The organism is Pedobacter sp. 10L46_2 (genome assembly GCF_056395165.1).
On sequence record NZ_JBFTIZ010000292.1, the window covers coordinates 716 to 8853 of the forward strand.

7 protein-coding genes are annotated in these 8138 nt (G+C 37.6%); 3 read left to right on the forward strand and 4 right to left on the reverse strand.

All coding sequences use genetic code 11. The features are described 5' to 3' along the window. From AC1DDX_RS22785 to AC1DDX_RS22795, 3 genes are all read right to left on the reverse strand, one after another. The coding region (locus tag AC1DDX_RS22785; protein ID WP_477622646.1) for a dihydrolipoamide acetyltransferase family protein at positions 1-1059 on the reverse strand (1059 nt) is incomplete at its 3' end. 50 nt (positions 1060-1109) lie between these two features. After that, on the reverse strand, positions 1110-2357 hold the full coding sequence (locus AC1DDX_RS22790) for a competence/damage-inducible protein A (protein ID WP_477622647.1): 1248 nt from the start codon (positions 2355-2357) through the stop codon (positions 1110-1112). A gap of 11 nt (positions 2358-2368) precedes the next feature. Beyond that, entirely contained in the window at positions 2369-4789 is a 2421-nt protein-coding gene (locus tag AC1DDX_RS22795; RefSeq protein ID WP_477622648.1) for a putative LPS assembly protein LptD, read from the reverse strand. A gap of 131 nt (positions 4790-4920) precedes the next feature. Here AC1DDX_RS22795 and AC1DDX_RS22800 point away from each other — a divergent pair, with 131 nt between their 5' ends. The 3 genes from AC1DDX_RS22800 to AC1DDX_RS22810 are packed head-to-tail and all read left to right on the forward strand — an operon-like array spanning position 4921 to position 7650. After that, positions 4921-5799, forward strand: a complete 879-nt coding sequence (locus AC1DDX_RS22800) for an N-acetylmuramoyl-L-alanine amidase family protein (RefSeq protein ID WP_246269726.1) — start codon at positions 4921-4923, stop codon at positions 5797-5799. A 26-nt stretch (positions 5800-5825) separates the two neighbouring features. Then, positions 5826-6671 (forward strand): N-acetylmuramoyl-L-alanine amidase family protein, encoded by an 846-nt coding sequence (locus tag AC1DDX_RS22805; RefSeq protein ID WP_172663335.1) that lies wholly within the window; start codon positions 5826-5828, stop codon positions 6669-6671. Between the two features lie 28 nt (positions 6672-6699). Further along, a complete protein-coding gene (locus AC1DDX_RS22810) occupies positions 6700-7650 on the forward strand; it encodes an MlaD family protein (RefSeq protein ID WP_172663336.1) in 951 nt (316 codons plus the stop codon). Here AC1DDX_RS22810 and AC1DDX_RS22815 read toward each other — a convergent pair. Next, on the reverse strand, positions 7651-8138 hold a 488-nt coding region (locus AC1DDX_RS22815; protein ID WP_477622649.1), incomplete at its 5' end, for an MBL fold metallo-hydrolase.

Here is an 8138-nt window from a genome sequence, read left to right on the forward strand (position 1 = left end):
ATTTTGCGTTTCATCAGGCTTAAGCTTAGAAATACGTGCTCTTTTCGCCAAATCGTTTACCGATTTAGTTAATCCAACCAAATTAAACTGATCTGCATTTTTAATAACAGGAACAATCAGGTTCCCACTAGGTAAAGCAGCGGCCATGCCGATGTTAATATCTCTCTTTTTAATAATCTGGTTTCCATTTACTGAAACGTTGATCATTGGATAATCTTTTATTGCCTTGGCAACAGCTTCTATAAATAATGGAGTAAAAGTAATCTTCTCATTCTCGCGTTTTTCAAAGGTTCCCTTCACCTTATCACGCCACAGGACCAGATTAGTCACATCTGCTTCAACAAATGATGTTACGTGAGCCGAAGTGTGCTTACTCATTACCATATGTTCGGCAATTAATTTACGCATCCTATCCATCTCGATAATCTCATCACCACCACTTACACTTGTCAATGGCTGAGATACAGATGCAGGTTTAACAGTTTCTTCTTTAACAGATGTTTCAGTTTTAGCTGCTTGTGGAGCAGGAGCTATTGAAGGTGCTCCCCCTTTTTTATTTTGAATATAATTTAACAAGTCATCCTTAGTCAAACGTCCATCAGCACCAGTACCAGATATAGCATCTAATTCACTTATCGCAATATTTTCCCGAGCAGCTATATTTTTCACTAAAGGAGAATAAAAACGATCAGAACCACTATCTTCTTTCGCAGCGCCTCTGGCATCATTTGATGCCAATTGTTCTGTTCCGGGAATGCTTTCAACAATAGACTGTTCTGCCGCAGGTATGGTAACTGCAACATCCTCAGCAGCATCAGAATCAGTTTCAATAATCGCAATTACAGTACCTACCTGCACAATTTCATCTTCCTTGAACAACTGTTTAATTAGCTTACCTGCTATTGGTGATGGAACTTCAGAATCAACCTTATCTGTAGCAATTTCCAGAACCGTATCATCCATCTCTATCATATCCCCGGGCTGTTTAACCCATTTAATGATGGTTGCTTCTGCAACACTTTCCCCCATTTTAGGTAACAATAATTCGTATTGAGCCATTTTTTATTTCATGATTGATATCGGATGCAAAAGTAAAGTATTTTGAACACTTAATCCCCATATTGGTTAAGTTCATTCAAAATCATGGTCAAAGCTGCTATGGCTGAACGTTCTATGTTTTGCGCTCTTTTATTTCCAAAACTATAAACCCTTGCCACAACACGCTTACTACTCGCTACCGCAATCCACACTGTACCAACGGGTTTACCAGGCATACCACCATCCGGACCAGCAATTCCACTTACCGCTACAGCATAATCTGTTTTAAAATGATCTATTGCTCCCTGAGCCATTTCTTTTACGGTCTGTTCGCTCACTGCACCGTAATTATTTAAGGTTTTAGGGCTAACACCCAAAACGGATTCCTTAAGTTCATAAGAATAGACGACTGCCCCTCCAACATAAACAGATGAACATCCTGGATGTTGTGTAATCAAGTGGGCAATATAACCACCGGTGCAACTTTCGGCGGTCGAAAGCGTAAGCTTTCTCTCATCCATTATATTTAGAATTGCCTTTTCAAGGGCAATATCCTCTTCCACAACAACGTTTTTCTTTACTTTAGCAATAATCTGCTGAGCATAAATTTCTACCTCATTTTTCAGTATTGCTTCATTAGTTCCTGTGCTGCTCAGTCTTAAACGTACCTGACCTAGTCTTGGCAGGTATGCAAGTTTAATATGCTCAGGTAAGCTATTTTCAATATCCTCAATTTCAGCAGCTAAAAATGACTCTCCTATATTAGCGGTAAGTATGGTTTTATGAACAATGAATGGAAGTTTAAATGCTCCCTTTAAACGAGGCAGAATCTGTTCCTGCATCAGGTACATCATTTCAAATGGAACACCTGGCATAGATACAATGATGTTCCCATTATGCTCAAACCACATACAAGGCGCTGTCCCGTTCTCATTTTTGATAACCGTACAACCTTMCGGAACATCGGCCTGTTTTATATTAGATTCGATCATTGGCCTGTTATGCCGCTTAAAGATCTCAGTAATGTGCGCCAATGTATCCTCATCCCTCCTAAACCCCATATTAAAATATTTGGCGAGGGTTATTTTTGTAATATCATCTTTAGTGGGGCCTAGCCCACCGGTAATCAGAATCACTTTTGCTCTTTTTTCAGCAAGTGCTAAAGCTTCAGATATATGATCAGCATCGTCAGATACTGAGGTAATTTGTTTTACCTTAATTCCTATCAGATTAAGTTCTTTGGCCATCCAGGCAGAATTGGTATCTACAATCTGACCAATAAGAATCTCATCTCCTATCGTTATTATTTCAGCTAGCATAAATTCAAATATTAGAATCGGGTATAGTAATTCTTTCTCTTGCTCAGTTTTAAATCCTGAAGCACTGATGCTTTTACTTTGATGTCCACAGAATAAAACTGATAAGCACCAAAAGGAATCCAGCTAAAGCTCATATCCCAGCAATGTAAATCTCGATATATAGCTAAAGAGGTTTGCGAGAAGGTACTCGCCTTAAAATCCCAACCAGAATTAAACTGGACTTTCCATTTCGGGGTGATATTGGCATCACCATTAAAATTCAAAGTATTGGTGATCGTTGAATTTTGACCAACCCTGTCTGTATTGTAATTAAAAGTATAGCTAAAGGCAAAGTTCCACGGAATTTTAAAATCCACAAATGCATTAGGGTCCCTGCTTACTTTGGCAAGTTCCTCCGACTGCTCTGGTGTCATACCTGTCTTTGCAGCTTTATCCTTTAAATTCTGTTCGTTTTCATTCTTCTTTTTTAAAGCCTCAGGATTTAAACTATAATTAAAGGAGAAACCAAAATTAGTTAGACGAGGCAGTTTACCCACATTCCATACGTAGTCATCGAATGAACCGCTAATACTTAAACCCTGGATAATAGGAATTTTTTTATCGCCTTTTCCTGTAGTATCATTTGGAGTAAGCACCTTTGCTTCAACCGTATTGTCTAAACTGAATGAAATTGAAGCAGAGCGACCAGCTCCCGGAAAGCCATAAGGTGAGCCTTCAAAGATTGAATATTTTTGCTGCTGTCCGTCCGATCCAATTTTTGGAGTTCCGTCAGTATAGTAAGCAAGTTTATAATATCCTTTAGCTACATCCGAAAAATCTGGTCTGTAGCTAAAACTTACCTGAGGGGTCATCACATGCCTCAATGCTTTGAAGTTACCAAACTTATTAAACTGAGCCGTACTATAAATCTTTGTAGATACGCCCATGTTTAAGCTATACTCACCATTGCGTTTAAAACCTGCAACCGTGTCAATTATCTCCTGATCACCGCTATTTAGAACCTTTAAATAAGATTTACGTACCGTTTGAAATTGCCACCTCTCGGTATAGGATACCCCTGTATTGAAATTAAAATAATCCGCTATATTAAAGGCCATATTTACTGGGATCTGGTGACTAACCCCATTTTTAAATTTATTAAGCGACTCTCTTTTAAATAACTGATCTTCCGTTGTTGTAATGGTATTACTAGCCTGCATGCTATAACCAACGGTTATCTTTTGATACCACTTTTGTTCTCCTAGCCTATCCTTTGAATCAAATGGATTAAAGGTTGGGACACTTAAACTGATATCGGGTAAGCGTAGGCTTACAGACTTATTTTGTGTTTCCTGAGAACCATCTGCCGCAATACCAAGGGTTATTCCGTTGCCAAAAACCCGGCCATAAGACACGGATGACCTTAAAGTATTTTTAGTAAACTGATTATAATCATAACTGGCTCCCCCGGCTGTGTTTTGATTAAAGGAACTTGTACCGGCATCTACCGAGGCAGAAAATGTTGTCCCCGGTTTTGCATTTGCATTCTGACTGTGCGTCCACTGCAGGTTAAAATCCTTTCTTGGTGTATATTCAGGTGTACCTTCCAGACCATACCTTGAATTTGAATATCGGAAGTTTATGTTACCGTTATACTTATATCTTTTCGTATAATTAGAGAGTAATGAGCCTTCGTATGAACCTCTGGTATAAATTGTAGCCAGCATTTTTGCATCCCAGTAATCGTTTAGACCAAGGTAATAGCCCCCATCCCGCAGAAAAAAACCTCTTGTATAATCTTCACCAGGACTGGGCAGAATGACCCCAGAGGATTTCTTGTTAGGCTTGGGAAAAAATGCAAAGGGTAAACCAATAGGTAAAGGAATGTCCTCTATTTTTAAATATACAGGGCCGGTAATAATCTGATTTTCGGTAACAATGCCCTTTGTAATATAAATACCAAAGTGCGGATGTGGTAGGTTACAGGTACTATAGGTCTGGCCTTTACTATGAATTTCATCATCCGGTTGCTTCTTTGCTTTACCTCCTGTAAAGAATCCTCCCTCCTGCTCCGTATATACTCCCCATATACGACCAACACTGGTTTCTGTATTATAAAACAGTGAGTCTGCAAGCGATGTGGATTGCCCGGTCATTTTAACAATAGGCCTGCCGACATACTTTCCCTTAGCATCAGTTCTTCCACTGGCATAAATCTGCTTGGTTTTTGAATTGTAAGTAATATAATCGGCATCAAGTTCGAAATCCTGGTACTTAACCCTGGCTTTCCCATATAGGTAAACCATTTCCTTCTCTTTATCCACAAAACTGGAATCTTGAGCAGAGTATTCTATTTTCTCACTGGCAGTCGTATCTTTTGGCGCAGTTTGTGCGTTACCTTTCTTAGTGGTGTCTGCTTGTTTAATTACTTGCTGCCATGAAAAATTATTCAAAGCAAGGGCTCGATTACCAACAGATGTTAATAAAACAATGAAGTTTAAAAAAATGATGTACCGTAAAAGTTTCAAATTCGTGTGTGAATGTTATTTTTGCATTAATGTTTAATCCAAAACGTTCAAAATTAATGAAAAATATACCATTGCTCAGACCAAATGCGATTTTGATTGTATTTATTTCTGCAGTTATTATTACTATATCTAATTATCAGGCATTTACGCAAGAATATAAAATAAAAACTATTGTTATTGACGCCGGACATGGTGGCAAAGATGGCAGTACAAGAGGGCTCTACTCTACTGAAAAAGATGTAGCCCTTAAAACAGCATTACACCTGGGTGCTGCCATTGAAGCGAATATGAAGGATGTAAAAGTAATTTACACAAGAACTGAGGATGTTTTTATTCCTCTTTATGAGCGTATTGCTATCGCAAATAATGCAAAAGCAGATCTTTTCATTTCAATTCACTGCAATGATATGCCGGTATACAGGTCAACTGTAGTCACTGGGTATAGAAAAAACAGCAGGGGGAAAAGAGTTCCAATAACAAGCACAGTTAGCAGAAAAAGCACATCTACAAGAGGAGTCGAAACATTTGTTTCAGGTATGGGACGCGTAAATGAACAAGACGAAGCTATTAAAAGAGAAAATGCATCCATATTCTTAGAGGAAAACTACAAGGAAAATTACGAAGGCTTCGACCCGAACAATCCTGAAAATTTCATTATACTTTCTCTAATGAAAAATACTTTCAGAACCCAAAGTTTAAAACTGGCTAAACTGGTACAAGATCAATACATTAATGTTGGCCGCATCGATCGTGGTGTTCAGGAAAAAAGTCTCGCAGTTTTGGCTCGTGCAGGTATGCCTGCCATATTAACCGAAATTGGTTTCATAAGTAACCCTGATGAAGAAGACTATATGAATTCTGAGGCCGGACAAACTGAAATAACCAATTGTCTGTTAAAGGCTATTGAAAACTACAAGAAAAGCATAGAAGGATAAATAATTGAATCAATAACTATTATTAGATGAGTGTAAAGAAAAATGCAGCCCTGTTATTATTACTATGTTTATTTAGTTCACAACTAGTATTTTCCCAAACTTATAAAGTTAAAACTATTGTTATTGATGCCGGACATGGCGGAACGAAGCCTGGTGCCAGAGGAAGTTTTTCATTGGAAAAAAATGTAGCGCTAAAAGTAGCTTTAAAGCTAGGCAAAAAGCTCGAAGAAGAATTACCCGGAGTAAAAATCCTTTATACCAGAAAAACAGATGTTGATGTAGATTTTTATAAAAGAGCTGCCCTTGCAAATGACAATAAAGCCGATCTTTTCATTTCTATTCACTGTAACTCAATGCCTGATAAAAGGGTGGTTACCGGTTATACAAAAAACAGAAGAGGCAAAAAGACCCCTAAATATTCGTATGTAAAGAATAAATCTACAAGTGGCACTGAAACATTTGTTGCAGGTTCTCACCGCTTAAATGAGCAAGATGCCGCCATTAGGGAAAATGAGGACATCAAGCTCGAAAAGAATTATAAGCAAAATTATAATGGCTACGATCCTAATGATCCTGAAACATTTATTATACTATCTTTGTTCAAAAATATATTTAGGGATAAGAGTCTGAAATTAGCTAAATTAATTCAGCACAATTATACCAACGATGACAATAGAGTAAACAGGGGGATTAAGGAACAAGGACTCTTAATTCTTCAAAGATGCGGAATGCCGGCGGTACTAACAGAAATTGGATTTATTTCTAACCCTACCGAAGAAGAATACATGAATTCAGCGCATGGACAAGAAGAAATTGTTAATTCAATTTTCAAGGCAATAAAAACTTACAAAAAGGAAACCGAAACAAATTAAGTAAATACATACCAAGAACATACACTGAATGAAGATAGCAAACGAAACCAAAGTAGGCATACTAGCTGCCTTTTCTATAGCCCTGTTAATTATAGGATATAATTTTTTAAAGGGGAATGCCATTTTTTCAAGTGAAACTGTTTTATATGCAAAATATTCGCGTGTTGATGGTCTGGCGGTATCCAAACCGGTTTTAATTAATGGCTATCAAATTGGCCGTGTAGATAAACTGGAATTACAAACAGACGGCTCAATTGTTGCCACGCTTAAAATCAAGGGCAAATACGAGATCCCAAGAAATAGTATTGCCAAGCTTGAAAGCACCGACCTTTTAGGAAGTAAAGCAATTGTAATGGCGCTGGGTACTGGTAATGATTTTGCTCAGGATGGTGACACATTGAATGCAAACGTTCAAAAAGGAATTCTTGAAACGGTACAACCAGTTCAGAAAAAAGCTGAGTTAATTATTGGAAAAATGGACTCCATTCTAACAAGTGTGAATTCCATCTTGAATCCAAATTTCCAAAAGAATGTTGATAAAAGCTTTAACAGCATAGCCTCTACCCTTTCGTCTTTAGAATCTACCTCTAAAAAGGTTGATAATCTAGTTGGTTCAGAAGGCACCCGCATATCTGCAATTCTTGCCAATGTAGAAGCAATTTCGGGCAATCTAAAGCAGAACAACGCCAAAATATCTGCCATTTTGAACAATATCAATTCGATTACGGATCAGGTAGCTGCAGCTAATTTCAAACAAACAATAGATAATGCAAATAAAGCTGTTGCAGATCTTCAAACTATAGTAGGTAAAATCAATAATGGTGAAGGAACACTAGGCCTGTTAGTTAACGATACAAAAATGTACGACAATCTAAACAATGCGTCTAAAAGCCTTGATAACCTGATGATAGATCTGAAAGCAAACCCAAAACGTTATGTTCACTTCTCCATATTTGGTGGGGGTAAAAAGGATAAGTAATCAAATAATATAAGTATTACCTTCTATTGCAAGTTCAGTGTTTTCAAAAACAGATTTTGCTTCATCCAAAAGAGGTTGCAACGTCTTGTATCTTGATGAAAAGTGACCGATAAGCAATTTTGCAGCCCCGGTCATTTTGGCTATCTCACCGGCCTGTAAAGCCGTCGTATGATGTGTTATATTTGCGCGGTCTAGCATTTCATGTAAGAATGTAGCCTCGTGATACAGCAAATCACAATCTGCAATGTTGTTAAAATATGTTTCATCAAACAATGTATCAGAACAATACCCATATTTTTTAGGGGTATCAGAGTCGGTAGTATAATCCTTATTCAAGATAACTCTGCCATCAGGTAAATTAAGATCAACACCTCTTTTTAACAAAGGATAATACTCAATATCGATCTGCTCTTCCTCCAATTTTTCAACAATGAGCTTACGCAGTCGTTTCTTTTGGATAAACTTAAATCCCGTGCATGGAATTCTAT

Bases quoted from the DNA above. Each gene is read 5' to 3' on its own strand.
- AC1DDX_RS22810 (WP_172663336.1), top strand. From the start codon at position 6,700: ATGAAGATAGCAAACGAAACCAAAGTAGGCATACTAGCTGCCTTTTCT.
- AC1DDX_RS22805 (WP_172663335.1), top strand. From the start codon at position 5,826: ATGAGTGTAAAGAAAAATGCAGCCCTGTTATTATTACTATGTTTATTT.
- AC1DDX_RS22800 (WP_246269726.1), top strand. From the start codon at position 4,921: ATGAAAAATATACCATTGCTCAGACCAAATGCGATTTTGATTGTATTT.